Origin of the sequence: Roseomonas sp. USHLN139 (genome assembly GCF_037145735.1) — a bacterium.
In the GTDB taxonomy this organism is placed as follows: domain Bacteria; phylum Pseudomonadota; class Alphaproteobacteria; order Acetobacterales; family Acetobacteraceae; genus Pseudoroseomonas.
The window spans coordinates 216,275-229,151 of record NZ_JBBCWY010000004.1 but is presented as its reverse complement, the minus strand read 5'-3'; the positions used below and the strand labels follow the sequence as shown (position 1 = coordinate 229,151).

Below are 12,877 nucleotides of genomic sequence, written 5' to 3'. Positions count from 1 at the left end.
CCGCCACCAGCCCGCCGTCCCGCGCCGGCCGGGCCGTGCCGCCGCGGGAGGCAAAAGCGGTCGGAGGTGGCGCGGGGCGGGGTGGCGGGCGGTCTCTTCGACATCCTCAGCGCCGTGGCCAGCACGCCGGCCCCTTTATCCGGGGCCAGCGTCGAGGCCGCCCGTCAGTGCCGGGCGATGCGGCCATCCAGCCGGGTGCGGAAGGCGCCATCGGCCGCCAGATAGGCAGCCACCACCTCCTCCAGCGGGGCGCCATTGTCATAGGCGTCGAGCGCGCGGTCGCGGAACGGGACATAGCCGTCGCCGCCGCGGCGGTTGAAGTCATTGGTGACCAGGCGATAGGCACGGCCATCATCCAGCGGCCGGAAGCCGCCGGCCTCCGCCACCGCCACCGCGCGCAGCCGCTGCCCGGGCGGCGCGTCCGGGTCGAAGCGCAGGCGCAGCCCGGCGACCTGGGGAAAGCCGCCGCCATTCGACTCGAGCCGCGACAGGCCGATCTCCAGCGCCGCGCGCAGGTCGCCGCCGCGGATCGTCAGCCGCGCCAGGGTATTGCCGAAGGGCAGCACCTCCAGCAGCTCGCCCAGCGAGATGGCGCCCTCCGACAGGCCGGCGCGCAGCCCGCCGCCATTGGTCACCGCGATCTCGGCGCCCGGGGCGGCGGCCAGCATGGCCTCGGCCACCAGGCTGCCCAGCGCGCATTCGCCCTGGCGGCAGCCGGCATTGGGCAGCGCCGCCGGGCTGCGCCCGACCGGGCGGGCGCGCAGCGCCGCCAGCGGCGCCCGGTATTCGGCGATCAGCGTGGCGACCGGCGGCGCCTCCGGCAGCTCCGGGGTCACCGGCAGCACCCGGCCGCCATGGCCGAGCACCCGGCCATCGGCGCCGAGCTCCAGATCCAGCCGCCCGGCCCAGCGGCCATAGGCGCCGGCCTGGACGATGCGGGTCAACCGGTCGGGGCCTTCGACCAGGGTGGGCGACGGGCCCTCGGCGCCCGGCAGGTCGGCCAGCAGCGTGTGCGAATGGCCGCCGACGATGACGTCGATCCCCGGCAGCCGCGCCGCCAGCGCCCGGTCGGCCGCCAGCCCCAGATGCGACAGCACCACGAGGGTGGCGGGTCCCCCGGCGCGGATCGCGGCGATGGCGCGCTCGGCCGCCGCGGCGGCCTCGGTGAAGCGCAGCGTCGGGCCGGGGCTCGAGGCCTGCGGCGTGGTCTCGGTGGTCAGGCCGATGACGCCGATCCGCGCCTGTCCCAGGGTGAAGACGGCATGGCCGCGGATCCGCCCGGCGAGCAGCGGCTCGGCCCCGGCATCCAGATTGGCGGAGAGCAGCGGGAAGGGCACCAGCGCCGCATAGGCGGCCAGCCGCGCCGGCCCGCCGTCGAATTCATGGTTGCCCAGCGTCATGGCCTGGATGCCGGTGGCGCGCTGCACCGCCGCCTCGGCGGCGCCGTGATGGGCGGTGTGGAACAGGCTGCCGGTGAACTGGTCGCCGGCATCCAGCCGCAGCACCGGGCGGGCTTCCGCCGCCGCCTCGGCCTGCAGCCGGTCGAGGGCGCTGGCCAGGCGGGCGCTGCCGCCGAGGCAGGGCGCCGCCGCGCGGCAGGCCGCGCCGCTGGCCTGCAGCCCGTCATGCTTGGCGTGGAAATCGTTGAGATGCAGCAGGCCGAGCCGCGCCACGGGATCGGCGGCGGCGCGCCGCAGCGCCGGCAGGGCCAGCGGGGCCGACAGGGCAAGGCTGGCGGCCAGCAGGGAGCGTCGGCGCAGCGCCATGGCGAAAAAATCCGGAAAAACGCCGGAACCCCCGGCCGCCGCAAGCTTTAGCCCAAGACTTGCCGCAATCGGAATGTCCCCTGTGCGGCGTCGCGGTGATGATCCCTCCCCGGCCCCTGCCCCGTCACGGGCGCCGGCGGCGGAGCCATTGGCCGCGACAGGAACCAACGGTCCGACGGCTGCCCGCAGCCGATGGTCCGGCTGCGATCACGCAACCCCCGGTGCGCAGGTGCCGGGGGCGGCCAGCTTTGGTGGAGACGCAATGCAGGTCTATCTGCCGATCGCCGAAATGTCCGTGGATGCCCTGCTGCTGCTGGGCATCGGCTTCGGCGTGGGATGGCTCTCCGGCCTGTTCGGCGTGGGCGGCGGTTTTCTGCTCACCCCGCTGCTGATCCTGATCGGGATCCCTGCCCCTGTGGCGGTGGCGTCCGGCGCCAACCAGACGCTGGGCGCCTCGGTCTCCGGGCTGATCGCGCAGTGGCGCCGCGGCAATGTCGATCCGCGCATGGGGCTGGTGCTGCTGGCGGGCGGCTTCGTCGGCTCGGGGCTGGGCGTGCAGCTCTTCGCCTGGCTGCGGCGGCAGGGGCAGGTCGACCTCGCCGTCTCGGTCTTCTACGTGGTGATCCTGGGCAGCGTCGGCGCGCTGATGGTGCGGGAGAGCCTGCGCGCCATCCTGCGCCGCCGGCGGCAGGTGGCGCCGGCCCGGCTGCATGCGCATCTCTGGATGCACGGCCTGCCCTTCAAGCTGCGCTTCCGCAAGTCGCGCCTGTATATCTCGGTGATCCCGCCGCTGCTGGTGGGGCTGGGCATCGGCGTGCTGTCCGCCGTGATGGGCGTCGGCGGCGGCTTCATGCTGGTCCCCGCCATGATCTACCTGCTCGGCATGCCGACGGCGGTGGTGATCGGCACCTCGCTGTTCCAGGTGGTCTTCGTCGCCGCCAACGTGACCCTGCTGCAGGCGGTCTCCACCGGCAGCGTCGACATTGTTCTCACCCTCCTGCTGCTGGTCGGCGGCGTCGCCGGCGCCCAGTTCGGCGCCGCCATGGGCACCCGGCTGCGCGGCGAGGAGACCCGCGCCCTGCTCGGCCTGCTGGTGCTCGGGGTGGCGGCCAGCCTGCTCTGGGGGCTGGTGGTGACGCCGGACAACCTCTTCGCCGTCGGGCCGATCCCGCAATGACAGTGCGGGGCGCTTTCCTGTCGGTTTTCCTGGCGCTGGCGATGCCGGCGCTGGCCCAGACGCCGGCGCCCGCCCCTGCTCCTGTCCCTACCCCTGCGCCCACGCCGACCGCCCCGGCGCCGCGCCGCCCGGTGCCGCAGCCGATCCCGACCCCGCCCCCCGCGCCGCCGCCGCAGCCCGCCGCCGCCCGGCCGCCGCTGGTCGCCGAGCTCTCGCAATCCCGCGTCGAGATCACCACCGGCTTCAGCGGCGCCGAGGTGCTGGTCTTCGGCGCCACCGAGCGGCTGCTGGGCGAGGGCGGCGACGACGTGCTGGTGGTCGCCCGCAGCGCGGTGCCGGAACCGCTGGTGGTGCGCCGCAAGACGCGGGTGCTGGGCTTCTGGATCAACGGCGCCTCGGCCCGCTTCCGCCAGGTGCCCGGCTTCTACCTGCTGACCGGCACGCGGCCGCTGCGCGAGATGATGGAGGAGGAGGAGCGGCGGACCAAGCAGCTCGGCCTTGACCACCTGCAGATGGCTGCCGCCGGCAACCAGGACGAGGAATTCCGCAGCGCCCTGCTGCAGCTGAAGCAGAGCGCCGGGCTGTGGCACGAGGAGGACGAGCCGCTGCGCATCTCCGGCGCCCGGCTGTTCCGCGCCCGGCTGCCGCTGCCGGCCACCGTCGGCACCGGCGACTACCGGGTCGAGGTGATGCTGGTGCGCGACGGCCGGGTGCTGGCGCGGCAGGAGCTCGGCTTCACCGTCGACCGGGTCGGGACCGCCGCCCGCATCGCCGATATCGCCGACGAGCAGCCGGTGGTATACGGCCTGATCTGCATCCTGCTGGCGGCCTTTGCCGGATGGCTGGGCAGCGTGCTGTTCCGGAGGGGATGAATGCCCGAAGCCGCCCGCCGCGACCGTGTCTTCCTGGTCGTCGTCGATGACAGCCAGGAACGCCATGTCGCGCTGCGCTACGCCTGCCTGCGGGCGAAGCACGGCGGCGGCCGCGTCGCCCTGCTGCGGGTGATCGAGGCGGAGGGCACCGTCGAATGGGCCGGCGTCGGCGCCATGCTGCAGGAAGAGCGGCGCGAGGAGGCGGAGAAGCTGCTCTCGGCGCTCGCCGCCGAGGTGCAGGAGATCACCGGCGGCCTGCCGATCCTGCTGATCCGCGAGGGCGATCCGCGCGACGCGCTGCTCTCCCTGCTGGAGGAAGACCCCCGCCTGTCGATCCTGATCCTGGCCAGCGCCGCGAATGGCAGCGGGCCGGGGCCGCTGATCACCGCGCTGACCGGCCGCTATGCCCCGCGGCTGCGGGTGCCGATGACCATCGTCCCGGGCAACCTGGACGACAAGGACCTGGACCGCGTCACCTGAATGGCCGCCCCTCCCTGTCCGCGGGTTGCACGCGCGGCGGGGATCGACCACATGCGAGGCCGAGACGAGGCCTGCGCCACCCCATTCCCGTGAAAAGCCGAGAACGATGTTCATCGAGACGGAAGCGACGCCCAACCCCGCCACCCTGAAGTTCCTGCCGGGCCAGGACGTGATGGGCGCGCGCGGCACCGCCGATTTCACCAGCGCCGAGGCCGCCGGCCGCAGCCCGCTGGCCGAGCGCCTGTTCGGCCTGGACGGCGTGGCGCGCGTCTTCCTGGGCGCCGACTTCGTCACCGTGACCAAGTCCGAGGCGACCGACTGGCAGGCGCTGAAGCCGATGGTGCTCGGCGCGATCATGGAGCATGCCATGGCCGGCCGTCCGGTGGTGCTCGATGCCGAGGCCGAGGACGACGCCTTCGAGGACAGCGACCCGGCCGACGCCGAGGTGGTCGCCCAGATCAAGGAGCTGCTCGACACCCGGGTGCGCCCGGCGGTGGCGGGCGATGGCGGCGACATCGTCTTCCGCGGCTTCCGCGACGGCGTGGTGAAGCTGCACCTGCAGGGCGCCTGCTCGGGCTGCCCCTCCTCGCGCGCCACGCTGAAGCACGGCGTCGAGAACATGCTGCGCCACTACGTGCCGGAAGTGATCGCGGTCGAGCAGGTCGACGCCTGACGCCTGCCCGGCACTCTGCTGTCAGACAATTTCGCGTCCGATGAGCCCGGCCTTCGTGCCGGGCTTTTTCGTCTCCGGCTCCCGTCATTCAGATCATGAATGATGATGATCCGGCGGCGGGGATTGGCAGGGGATGGCGCGCCCCTCATCCTGTGTGCAACGCACACAGGAGCGACTTCACCCATGGCCGACCCGATCGACAGCGCCGCGCTGGACACCCTGTTCAACACCGCCCGCACCCAGAACAAGTGGACGGACCGGACCGTCTCCGACGAGACGCTGCGCCAGCTCTATGATCTGGTGAAGATGGGCCCGACCAGCGCCAACTGCCAGCCGGCCCGCTTCGTCTTCATCCGCACCGCAGAGGGCCGCGAGAAGCTCCGCCCGGCGCTGAGCGCCGGCAACCTGGAGAAGACGATGACCGCGCCAGTGACGGCGATCATCGCCTGGGACGAGAAGTTCTACGACAAGCTGCCGGTGCTGTTCCCGCATGCCGATGCCAAGTCCTGGTTCACCGGCAGCGCCGCCTTCGCCGAGGCGACCGCCTTCCGCAATTCCTCGATGCAGGCCGGCTACTTCATCCTGGCGGCGCGCGCGCTCGGCCTCGACACCGGCGCGATGAGCGGCTTCGACGCCGCCAAGGTGAACGACGCCTTCTTCGCTGGCACCGGCTGGAAGGCCAACCTGCTGGTCAACCTGGGCTATGGCGACCCGGCCGGGGTGCAGGGCCGCCTGCCCCGCCTGGCCTTCGACGAGGCCGCCGACCTGGCATAACTTCGACGGGCTCCGGGTGGCGGTGCCGCCCGGAGCATTGATCCGCGCCGGGCGCCAGACCTTACGCCCGCGCCGCCGCCATGGCCTCGGCCGCCGTCAGCCGCCCGTCATAGAGCGCGCGGCCGATGATGGTGCCGGCGACGCGCCCGGCCGCCTTCAGCGCCACGATGTCCTGCACCCCGGCGACGCCGCCCGAGGCGATCACCGGCGTGGTCAGCCGCGCCGCGATCTCGGCGGTGGCGGCGACATTGACGCCGCCCAGCATGCCGTCGCGGTCGATGTCGGTGTGGATGATCGCCGCCGCCCCGGCATCCTCGAAGGACAGCGCAAGGTCGAGCGCCGAGACGCTGCTGACCTCGGCCCAGCCCTCGGTCGCGACCATGCCATCCTTGGCGTCGATGCCGACCGCGACCTTGCCCGGGAAGGCCTTGCAGGCCGCCCGCGCGAAATCCGGGTCCTTCACCGCGGCCGAACCCAGGATCACCCGCGCGACGCCGCGCGACAGCCAGGCCTCGACGGTGGCCATGTCGCGGATGCCGCCGCCCAGCTGCACCGGGCGCTTCGTCCCCTTCAGGATCGCCGCCACCGCCTCGGCATTGGCCGGCTTGCCGGCGAAAGCGCCATCCAGGTCGACCACATGCAGCCAGTCGAAGCCGGCCGCGTCGAAGGCCGCCGCCTGGGCGCCCGGATCCTCGGCATAGATGGTCGCCTGGTCCATGTCGCCGCGCTTCAGCCGGACGACCTTGCCGGCCTTGAGGTCGATGGCGGGGTAGAGCTGGAAAAGGGACATGGGCCGTTCCACCGAAGAAGAAGTGCAGGCTGTCTAGCCAAGGGAAGCCAGGGGAAAAAGGCTGGGGGAATGAATTCCCCCAGACCCCCCTCTTTTTTCTATCTATCGGCGCTCGCCGGCAGGTCGCGCTTTGGCCAGGCCGTTTCGTGTCCCGTCACCACGTGGACATGGCAATCAGACAGAAAGAAGAACGGACGCGGCGCATTGCGCCGCGGGGGAATTCATTCCCCTGGCCTTACCCTTTGATCCTGCTGTCCCAGATCCCCGCCACCGCGTCATAAGGCAGCGCCGCCGCCTCCCGCGCCCGCCACCACCAGCGTTCCTGCCAGCGATGCGACGCTTCCGGCGGGGGCGCCGCCCGGGCGGGCAGGCCGTAGATCCGCAGCAGCATCACGCAGCGCGGCAGGTGGTAGCCGCTGGAGGCAGCGAAGACCGGGCCCTGGTGGTCGCGCAGCAGCGCGGCGCAGGCGCGGGCGGAGCTCAGCGTGTCGGTGCCGGTGGTCTCCTGCAGAATGGAATCCGCCGGGGTGCCGAGATCCTGCAGCAGGCGGGCCATGACGGCGGCCTCGGCGGGGCCGTGGCGGCCCTGGGCGCCGGTGGGGACGAACAGGGCGTCCGGCGCGAAGGCCTGGGCCGCCATGACCCGGCGGCGCAAGGTCAGGCTGGGGCCGCCATCGGGGCGGACGGCGGCGCCGAAGATGATGATGGCCGGGCGGCCGGCCGTCATGCGGGGGCGGCCAGCAGCAGGCGGTTCAGCGGCTCCAGCGCCTGGCGCAGCGCCGTGAAGTCGCGGGCGAAGGCGGCTTCGGTCACGCCGTTCCTGGCCAGCTCGGCGCCGATCCCGGCGATGCTGCGGCGGCCGTCGATGCGGGACAGGATGGCCGAGGCCAGGCGCGGCAGCGGCACGCCCAGGCGGATGCCGTCGAAGGTGACGCGCAGCACGCCATCGGCCGGGAGGCCCTTGGCCAGGGTCGGGCCGTCGAGCTCGCGCAGCACCGGCACGGCGGCCGGGTTGTCCCAGTCGGGCAGCGGCGCCGCGTCGCGGGTGACATAGGCGATGTGGATGCCCATGTTGCCGGCCAGCGACTCGGCCAGCGCCGCGCGCTCGGTGGCGCCCAGCGTCGCGATGCGGGCGCGCAGCTTCGGGTCGGGCAGGTAGCGTTCGGGCTCGTAGCGCAGCGGCTCGACGAAGCAGCGCAGGCGGAGACCCGCATTCTCGATCAAGGTCGCCAGTTGGGGGACACTGAAAGAAACATCGCGCGGGTTGAGCAGCAGGTCGTAGAGCCCGGCATCGCCGCCATCCAGGTGGTCGGTGATCCAGGGGTTGCGGCGCAGCCAGGCGGTCTCCGGCAGCTGCTTCCACAACCGCTTGGCGATGTCGACGCGGGCCGGCGGCGCCTCGCTGTCGGGGGCCAGCAGGCGCAGCGCGTCCTGCAGCATATAGACGCCGGTGCGGCCATGCGGGGCATAGACCATCAGCCCGAGGCCGCCGCCGGGCGCCAGGCTGCCGGCCAGCGCCGCCAGCCCTGCCGCCGGGTCGGGCAGGTGGTGCAGCACGCCGCAGCAGTCGATGTAGTCGAATTCTCCCAGGCCCAGCCCCGGCAGGTCGAGCAGTGAGCCGCTGACGAAGCGGATATTGGTCAGGCCGCGTTGCTTCGCGCGCGCTTCCGCGACGGCCCGGGCGGCGGTGGAGCGGTCGAGCCAGGTGACCTCGCCAGGGCGGCCGGCCGTCGCCATCTGCTGCGCCAGCATCATGGTACCGTCGCCGCTGCCGCCGCCGGCCATCAGCACGCGCAACGGCTGGCTCGCCGGGCGGCGGGCGCCGAAGATCCAGTGGTCGACCTCGCGCAGATGGCTGGGGCTGCCGACGATCAGGCGCTTCGCCTCGTCCCGCGGGTCGCGCTCGGGATAGGGATAGGCCTCGTACTGGGCGGCAAGGCGGGCATCGGTGGCGTCCATGGCTGACCGGATAGGCGAAGCGGCGGCGTTGCGCCAGCCGGGGCTGAACCCATCTCCAGCAGCATGCCCCCGATCAGCACCCTCTCCCGCATCGTCCTCGTGCTGCTGGTGGTCAGCGCGCTGGTGCGCATCGTGATCTTCGCGCTCGAGCGCTGATCGCCTCGTGATCCGCGGCCGGCGGCGCGGCCCGCTAGGCTGCGGGCGCAACAACGGGAAGAGCCGCCCTTGGCCAATGTCGTCCTGATGCTGCCGGTGCTCGCGCTGGGTGGGCTGACGGCGGTCGCGCTGGTCAGCAGCCTCCGCGAGCAGCGGCGCCGCCCAACCCGGCGCGGCGGCAGCAACAGCGATGGCGGCGGCGGGGACGGCGATGCCACGGGCTGGTTCGACAGCGGCGCCGGCACCAGCGATGCTGGCTGCGACAGCGGTGACAGCGGCGGCGGCGGCGATGGCGGCGGCTGCAGCAGCGACTGAGACCGCGTTGACCCGGGCGGCGGCCGCGTCCTAGGCTTCCCGCCATGGCCCGCCGGGATTGCCGCATCGCCCTCCGACGCCGCCGCGGCCTTTCCGCGGCGGGCCTGTTCCCCATGGCATGCGCGGACCGACGCGGCTGAAGCAGCCGGCCCGGTCCGCCGACATCGGACAGAACGACCCCCGCAGCCCCCGCGCTCCGGGGGTTTTTTCATGCACTTCCGCCAGCGAGCCCCAGGCCATGCAGCACGACCCCACCCTCCCCGGAATGCGGCGGGCCACCCCCGCGGACGAAGCCCTGGTGCGCGGCTTCACCCGCGCCGCCTATGCCAAATGGGTCCCGGTGATCGGCCGCGAGCCCCGGCCGATGACCGCCGACTACGCGCTCGCCCTGCGCGAGCACCGCATCGACCTGGTCGAGCCGGAGGGCGTGCTGCGGGCGCTGATCGAGATGCGGGCCGAACCCGACCACCTGCTGATCGTCAATGTCGCCGTCGCCCCCGCGCAGCAGGGCCAGGGGCTGGGCCGCGCCCTGCTGGCCCATGCCGAGGCGGTGGCGCGGCAGGCGGGGCTGGCCGAGATGCGGCTCTACACCAACGGCCGCTTCGCCTCGAACATCGCCCTCTATGCCCGCTGCGGTTATGAGCAATACGCGGAAGAGGTGCTGCCGCCGCTCGGCACCGTCATCCACATGAGGAAGAGGCTGCGATAGCTACAGCAGCAGGTCGCGCACCGGCACCAGGGGGTGCGGCAGGTCGGTCTCGCCCAGCGATTCCAGCAGGTCGATCTGCACCAGCCGGGCGAGCGCGTCGATCGGCAGGTCGTTGGCCGCGGTGCCGAAGGGTTCTTCCAGCTCGTCGCTGAGCTCGTCCAGGCCGAAGAAGGTATAGGCCAGGATCGCCACCACCGCCGGCGTCGCCAGGCCCAACGCGCCGACATAGCCGAAGGGCAGCAGCAGGCAGAACAGCCAGGCGGTGCGGTTCAGCAGCAGCCAGTAGGCGAAGGGGGTGGGCGTGTTGCGGATCCGCTCGCAGCCGGTCTGCGCCTCGGTCAGCACGGCGAGCTGGGTCTCCAGCTGGGCGTAGAGCGGCTCGCCGAGGCGGCCCTGGCGACGCGCCTCGGCCAGGTCGCGGGCGATGGCGCGCAGGGTGGCCTGCAGCGGATTGCGCAGGGTCAATGCCGCCGCGGCCTCCGCCTCCGGCAGCCAGGGGGCCAGCGCCGGCGCCGCCCGGCCCTGGCGCAGCTGCGCCGCCAGCCCAAGCGTGAAGCCCACCAGCCGGCGCACCACCCGCTGCCGCAGCGCCGGATCGTCGGGGAACAGCGCGTCCATGTCGCGCGCCAGGCTGCGCGCCGCCATTTCCAGCCGGCCCCAGAGGCCGCGCGCCTCCCACCACCGCGCGTAGCAGGTGTTGGTGCGGAAGCCGAGGAAGATAGACAGCGCCAGGCCCATGAAGGTGAAGGGCAGCGCGGTGATCTGCGGGAAGATCTGCGGCCAGCCGAGATCGGCCACGGTCAGCAGGGTGGCCAGCAGCGTCACCGCCACCAGCCGGCCGAAGATCCGCGGCACGATCGAGCCGCGCAGGGTGAAGATGAGGCCGAGCGGCCCGGGACGCTTGCGCACGATCATGATCCGGGCAGTTTCCACCCGGGGCGCGGGATGGGAAACTGCCGGCTTCTGCATGGAAGCTGTGCGATGCGCGTGCTCGTCCTCGAGAACTCCCCCCTGGCCCCGGTCGGCCATTTCGGCGCCTGGCTGCAGGCCGCCCGCGGCGCGGCGCTGCAGACGCTGGCCGGACCGGACCTGAGGGCCGGCGCCCCGCTGCCGGAGGCGGACCTGCTGGTGACGCTGGGCTCGCCCAAGGCGGCCTATGACGCCGATGCCTGGATCGCCGCGCAGCGCGACCTGCTGGCCCGCTGGATCGAGGAGGGCCGCGCGGTGATCGGCATCTGCTTCGGCGCGCAGATGATCGCCAGCGCCATCGGCGGCAGCGTCTCCGCCATCGGCCGCTTCCACGAGGGCTGGATGGAGACCGCCGAGGTGACCGGCCCCGTCTGGCGCGGCCCCTGGATCCGCTGGCACGGCGACCATGTGGCGGTGCCGGCGGGGACCGAGGTGCTGGCGCGTTCGGAAGACACCATCCAGGCCTTCCGCCACCGCCGCGCTCTCGGCGTGCAGTTCCATCCCGAGGCGCATGCCGGCTGCATCGCCGACTGGATCGGCTTCACGCCGCCAGAACGGCTGGCCGATCCGGCGGCGATCCTGGCGCTGACCCGCGAGCGCGACGCCTCGCTGGCAGGGCAGCGGGAGGCGCTGTTTGCCGAGATGCTGCGGCTGATTGGTCTTTAAGTATTTAATTTAAAAAGAAAGGCCAGGGGAAGGAATTCCCCTGGACCCCATCTTTTTTCTGCCTGTGCTGCCGCGCGCGAATGTTTCCCGTGAAACGCTGCCTTGGCCAGGGCCGGGGCCCCCAACCTTGACCCTGTTTGACAGCCACCCCCGCCCCAGCGCATCAGCGCCCCCCAGCAAGAACCGCAGGAAAGTCCCCCCGCCATGCGTCCTTCCGGCCGCGCTGCCGACGCGCTGCGCAGCGTCACGCTCCAGCCTGGCGCCGCCCGCCACGCCGAGGGCTCCTGCCTGATCCGCATGGGCATCACCGAGGTGCTCTGCACCGCCAGCGTCGAGGGCCGCGTCCCCGGCTTCATGCGCGGCAAGGGCGAGGGCTGGGTCACCGCCGAATACGGCATGCTGCCGCGCGCCACCCACAGCCGCGGCGAGCGCGAGGCGGCCCGCGGCAAGCAGTCCGGCCGCACCCAGGAGATCCAGCGCCTGATCGGCCGCGCCCTGCGCGCCGTCATCGACCGCAAGGCCATGGGCGAGGTGCTGATCACCATCGATTGCGACGTGCTGACCGCCGATGGCGGCACCCGCTGCGCCGCCATCACCGGCGCCTGGGTGGCGCTGCACCAGGCCTTCGAGCATTGCGTGCTGAAGAACCTGATGTCGCGCAACCCGCTGCGCGACCAGGTCGCCGCCGTCTCCTGCGGCATCTACAAGGGCGAGACGGTGCTGGACCTCGACTATGCCGAGGACAGCGCGGCGCAGACCGACGCCAATTTCGTCCTGACCGGCAAGGGCGGCATCGTCGAGCTGCAGGCCGCCGCCGAGGGCGCGCCCTTCGACGACGCGCAGTTCCAGGCCATGCTGGCGCTGGCCCGCCAAGGCAGCGAGGGCCTCTTCGCCGCCCAGCGCCGGGCGATCGGCCGGTGAGCGCCGTGACCCCCCGCCGCCCGCTGACCGAGACGCGCATCGTCATGGCCAGCCACAATGCCGGCAAGGTGCGCGAGAACGCCGCCCTGCTCGCCGAATACGGCATCGAGATCGTCAGCGCGAAGGACCTCGGCCTGCCGGTGCCGGAGGAGACCGAGACGACCTTCATCGGCAATGCCACGATCAAGGCGCTGGCGGCGGCCCGCGCCTCCGGCCTGGTGGCGCTGGCCGATGATAGCGGCTTCTCGGTCGCCGCGCTGGACGGCGCGCCGGGCGTCTATACCGCCGACTGGGCCGAGCAGCCGGATGGCAGCCGCGACTACGCCGGCGCCATGGCGAAGGTCGCCGAGCTGGCCCGGCCACATGAGGATCGCGGCGCCTGGTTCACCTGCGCCCTGGTCCTGGCCTGGCCGGACGGCCATACGGAGGCCTTCGAGGGCCGCGCCATGGGCGAGTGGATCTGGCCGCCGCGCGGCGAGGCCGGCTTCGGCTACGACCCGATGTTCGTGCCTCGCGGCCACAGCCAGAGCTTCGCCGAGATGGACAAGGCCGAGAAGCACCGCATCAGCCACCGCGCCGACGCCTTCCGCCTGCTGGCCGAGGGCTGCCTCGCCGGGCGCCGCCAGGGCTGAGGCGGCGCCCCTGGCCGG

At 72.8% G+C, this 12,877-nt stretch carries 15 protein-coding genes; 10 read left to right on the top strand and 5 right to left on the bottom strand.

Translation table 11 applies throughout. The features are described 5' to 3' along the window. Nucleotides 1-164: 164 nt before the first annotated feature. Nucleotides 165-1,766 carry a bifunctional metallophosphatase/5'-nucleotidase gene (locus WFI16_RS13905; RefSeq protein ID WP_419898408.1) on the bottom strand — a complete coding sequence of 534 codons (1,602 nt, stop codon included), beginning with the start codon at nucleotides 1,764-1,766 and terminating at the stop codon, nucleotides 165-167. Nucleotides 1,767-2,028: 262 nt separating this feature from the next. On the opposite strand from WFI16_RS13905, the gene WFI16_RS13900 reads away from it, so the two are divergent. The 5 genes from WFI16_RS13900 to WFI16_RS13880 all read left to right on the top strand — a co-directional run bounded on the left by WFI16_RS13900 (nucleotide 2,029) and on the right by WFI16_RS13880 (nucleotide 5,742). Further along, entirely contained in the window at nucleotides 2,029-2,943 is a 915-nt protein-coding gene (locus WFI16_RS13900; RefSeq protein WP_419898407.1) for a sulfite exporter TauE/SafE family protein, read from the top strand. A gap of 2 nt (nucleotides 2,944-2,945) precedes the next feature. Next, a complete protein-coding gene (locus WFI16_RS13895; protein WP_419898406.1) occupies nucleotides 2,946-3,815 on the top strand; it encodes a TIGR02186 family protein in 870 nt (289 codons plus the stop codon). After that, a complete protein-coding gene (locus tag WFI16_RS13890) occupies nucleotides 3,816-4,295 on the top strand; it encodes a universal stress protein (RefSeq protein WP_419898405.1) in 480 nt (159 codons plus the stop codon). 106 nt (nucleotides 4,296-4,401) lie between these two features. Next, the gene (locus WFI16_RS13885; protein ID WP_419898404.1) at nucleotides 4,402-4,968 is read left to right on the top strand and encodes a NifU family protein; all 567 of its coding nucleotides are present in this window, start codon (nucleotides 4,402-4,404) and stop codon (nucleotides 4,966-4,968) included. A gap of 183 nt (nucleotides 4,969-5,151) precedes the next feature. Next, nucleotides 5,152-5,742 carry a malonic semialdehyde reductase gene (locus tag WFI16_RS13880; protein ID WP_419898403.1) on the top strand — a complete coding sequence of 197 codons (591 nt, stop codon included), beginning with the start codon at nucleotides 5,152-5,154 and terminating at the stop codon, nucleotides 5,740-5,742. Between the two features lie 61 nt (nucleotides 5,743-5,803). Here the strand turns inward: WFI16_RS13880 and hisA are convergent, their stop codons facing one another. From hisA to WFI16_RS13865, 3 genes are all read right to left on the bottom strand, one after another. Further along, a complete protein-coding gene (gene hisA, locus WFI16_RS13875) occupies nucleotides 5,804-6,532 on the bottom strand; it encodes a 1-(5-phosphoribosyl)-5-[(5-phosphoribosylamino)methylideneamino]imidazole-4-carboxamide isomerase (RefSeq protein WP_419898402.1) in 729 nt (242 codons plus the stop codon). 235 nt (nucleotides 6,533-6,767) lie between these two features. Then, on the bottom strand, nucleotides 6,768-7,259 hold the full coding sequence (locus tag WFI16_RS13870) for a YdcF family protein (RefSeq protein WP_419898401.1): 492 nt from the start codon (nucleotides 7,257-7,259) through the stop codon (nucleotides 6,768-6,770). Continuing rightward, on the bottom strand, nucleotides 7,256-8,491 hold the full coding sequence (locus tag WFI16_RS13865) for a methyltransferase (protein WP_419898400.1): 1,236 nt from the start codon (nucleotides 8,489-8,491) through the stop codon (nucleotides 7,256-7,258). Before WFI16_RS13865 ends, WFI16_RS13870 begins: the two co-directional genes overlap by 4 nt. A gap of 225 nt (nucleotides 8,492-8,716) precedes the next feature. Here WFI16_RS13865 and WFI16_RS13860 point away from each other — a divergent pair, with 225 nt between their 5' ends. After that, nucleotides 8,717-8,962 (top strand): hypothetical protein, encoded by a 246-nt coding sequence (locus WFI16_RS13860; protein WP_419898399.1) that lies wholly within the window; start codon nucleotides 8,717-8,719, stop codon nucleotides 8,960-8,962. A 238-nt stretch (nucleotides 8,963-9,200) separates the two neighbouring features. Continuing rightward, entirely contained in the window at nucleotides 9,201-9,671 is a 471-nt protein-coding gene (locus WFI16_RS13855) for a GNAT family N-acetyltransferase (RefSeq protein ID WP_419898398.1), read from the top strand. Here the strand turns inward: WFI16_RS13855 and WFI16_RS13850 are convergent, their stop codons facing one another. Next, the gene (locus WFI16_RS13850) at nucleotides 9,672-10,586 is read right to left on the bottom strand and encodes a bestrophin family protein (protein WP_419898397.1); all 915 of its coding nucleotides are present in this window, start codon (nucleotides 10,584-10,586) and stop codon (nucleotides 9,672-9,674) included. A 66-nt stretch (nucleotides 10,587-10,652) separates the two neighbouring features. Here WFI16_RS13850 and WFI16_RS13845 point away from each other — a divergent pair, with 66 nt between their 5' ends. The 3 genes from WFI16_RS13845 (at nucleotide 10,653) to rdgB (ending at nucleotide 12,859) form a co-directional block, all read left to right on the top strand. Continuing rightward, the gene (locus WFI16_RS13845) at nucleotides 10,653-11,306 is read left to right on the top strand and encodes a type 1 glutamine amidotransferase (protein ID WP_419898396.1); all 654 of its coding nucleotides are present in this window, start codon (nucleotides 10,653-10,655) and stop codon (nucleotides 11,304-11,306) included. A gap of 204 nt (nucleotides 11,307-11,510) precedes the next feature. Then, complete coding sequence (gene rph / locus WFI16_RS13840; protein WP_419898395.1) at nucleotides 11,511-12,227, top strand: ribonuclease PH; 717 nt, start codon at nucleotides 11,511-11,513, stop codon at nucleotides 12,225-12,227. Nucleotides 12,228-12,271: 44 nt separating this feature from the next. Further along, nucleotides 12,272-12,859, top strand: a complete 588-nt coding sequence (gene rdgB, locus WFI16_RS13835) for an RdgB/HAM1 family non-canonical purine NTP pyrophosphatase (protein WP_442970696.1) — start codon at nucleotides 12,272-12,274, stop codon at nucleotides 12,857-12,859. Nucleotides 12,860-12,877: the final 18 nt, after the last annotated feature.

Bases quoted from the DNA above. Each gene is read 5' to 3' on its own strand.
- WFI16_RS13900 (WP_419898407.1), top strand. From the start codon at position 2,029: ATGCAGGTCTATCTGCCGATCGCCGAAATGTCCGTGGATGCCCTGCTG.
- rph (WP_419898395.1), top strand. From the start codon at position 11,511: ATGCGTCCTTCCGGCCGCGCTGCCGACGCGCTGCGCAGCGTCACGCTC.
- hisA (WP_419898402.1), bottom strand. From the start codon at position 6,532: ATGTCCCTTTTCCAGCTCTACCCCGCCATCGACCTCAAGGCCGGCAAG.
- WFI16_RS13865 (WP_419898400.1), bottom strand. From the start codon at position 8,491: ATGGACGCCACCGATGCCCGCCTTGCCGCCCAGTACGAGGCCTATCCC.
- rdgB (WP_442970696.1), top strand. From the start codon at position 12,272: ATGGCCAGCCACAATGCCGGCAAGGTGCGCGAGAACGCCGCCCTGCTC.
- WFI16_RS13845 (WP_419898396.1), top strand. From the start codon at position 10,653: ATGCGCGTGCTCGTCCTCGAGAACTCCCCCCTGGCCCCGGTCGGCCAT.
- WFI16_RS13890 (WP_419898405.1), top strand. From the start codon at position 3,816: ATGCCCGAAGCCGCCCGCCGCGACCGTGTCTTCCTGGTCGTCGTCGAT.
- WFI16_RS13855 (WP_419898398.1), top strand. From the start codon at position 9,201: ATGCAGCACGACCCCACCCTCCCCGGAATGCGGCGGGCCACCCCCGCG.
- WFI16_RS13880 (WP_419898403.1), top strand. From the start codon at position 5,152: ATGGCCGACCCGATCGACAGCGCCGCGCTGGACACCCTGTTCAACACC.
- WFI16_RS13905 (WP_419898408.1), bottom strand. From the start codon at position 1,766: ATGGCGCTGCGCCGACGCTCCCTGCTGGCCGCCAGCCTTGCCCTGTCG.
- WFI16_RS13885 (WP_419898404.1), top strand. From the start codon at position 4,402: ATGTTCATCGAGACGGAAGCGACGCCCAACCCCGCCACCCTGAAGTTC.
- WFI16_RS13870 (WP_419898401.1), bottom strand. From the start codon at position 7,259: ATGACGGCCGGCCGCCCGGCCATCATCATCTTCGGCGCCGCCGTCCGC.
- WFI16_RS13850 (WP_419898397.1), bottom strand. From the start codon at position 10,586: ATGATCGTGCGCAAGCGTCCCGGGCCGCTCGGCCTCATCTTCACCCTG.